Raw genomic sequence first — 1,482 nt, 5'->3', positions numbered from 1 at the left:
TGTTAGAACCCATTTAAAGTGTCTATATTCTCACCAATAAAAATGTCTGGTTTATGATGATTTTTATCACCATGGACTGGATATAAAATATAGATGCTGATCACTATGTCTGACAAAGAAATTCAACGTCTTGCAGTTCTGCAAGACGTTCGAGATCATCGTATTACCCAAGTCCGTGCTGCTGAAATCCTGAATCTTTCCACCCGTCAAATTACCCGGTTATTGCAGAAGCTCAATCAAGATGGTGTTTCAGGCATGACGCATGCCAGTCGTGGTCAACCGGGCCATCATCGCCATGACGATTTATTAAAATCGCAATGTCTTTCCATTATTTCTGAACATCTGCTGGGCTTTGGACCTACCTTGGCGCATGAGAAGCTCAGCAGCATGTTTGACCTGAATATCCCGGTAGAAACGGTTCGGCGCTGGATGACTGCAAATGACCTTTGGATTCCGCGATCCAAACGTCTAAAACGCCCATACCAGCCACGCTATAACCGTGATTGCTTCGGTGAGCTGATCCAGATTGATGGCTCATATCATGACTGGTTTGAAGGAAGAGCCACCAAATGCTGTTTGCTGGTTTATATCGATGATGCTACCGGCAAGCTGTTGCATCTGCGCTTTTGTGAGGCTGAAACGACCTTTGACTATATGCTTTCAACCCGAGCCTACATTGAGCAATACGGCAAGCCCTTGGCCTTTTACAGCGATAAACACTCGGTATTCAGAGTGAATCAGAAATCCAGCCAAGACAGCAAGATCACGCAATTTGGGCGGATTCTGAATGAGTTAAACATTGATATTATCTTCGCCAACTCCCCACAGGCGAAGGGTCGCGTAGAGCGAGCGAATAGAACCCTTCAGGACCGTTTGATCAAGGAGATGCGCCTGGAAGGCATCTGTTCGATTGCAGAAGCAAATGCCTGGTTGCCCTGCTTTATTGAGCAGTTCAATCAGAAGTTCGCCAAATGTGCGCGAAACTCAAAGAACCTGCATCGACCATTAACCGAATCTGATCTTGAACTGGATGATATTTTTACCTGGCAGGAACCGCGTAAGGTCACCAAGAACCTGACGATTACCTATGACAAATGTATTTATCTGCTTGAACCGACAGAGCTGAATCATAAGCTTGCTGGGCAATACATTGCATTTCTGGAGTATCCGGATGGCACTGTGGCCCTCATGCATGAAGGACGAAAGCTCAACTACAGCATCTTCAATAAATTGGCTGGGCTACAGCAAAATGAGATTGTTGAGAATAAACGGTTAGGTTCAGTCCTGGCGCATATTCAACAGCAGCATGAAGAACTAGAAAAACAGAATAAACGTTCCCGGGCCAAGAAAAGTATGCCAAGTCGTAAAGCTCAGAAAGCTGTTGTTGAACAAAGAAACTTAAATCCTGTGCTTGACTCTTGTGGTTAAAAACAGGACATTTTAAATGGTTTATCGCATAGACATTTTAATTGGTGAATAACA

The 1,482-nt window shown here is 44.3% G+C and carries 1 protein-coding gene; it reads left to right on the top strand.

What is annotated here, in order from left to right:
* The first annotated feature begins 93 nt into the window (after positions 1-93).
* On the top strand, positions 94-1,428 hold the full coding sequence (locus tag VXQ11_RS15585; RefSeq protein WP_039255483.1) for an ISNCY family transposase: 1,335 nt from the start codon (positions 94-96) through the stop codon (positions 1,426-1,428).
* Positions 1,429-1,482 lie beyond the last annotated feature (54 nt).

Source organism: Acinetobacter sp. 197, assembly GCF_048148385.1.
GTDB classification, from domain to species: domain Bacteria; phylum Pseudomonadota; class Gammaproteobacteria; order Pseudomonadales; family Moraxellaceae; genus Acinetobacter; species Acinetobacter pecorum.
This window is presented reverse-complemented; position numbering and strand designations above follow the sequence as displayed.

Coding starts and splice junctions, on each gene's coding strand:
- VXQ11_RS15585 (WP_039255483.1), top strand. CDS start 94: ATGCTGATCACTATGTCTGACAAAGAAATTCAACGTCTTGCAGTTCTG.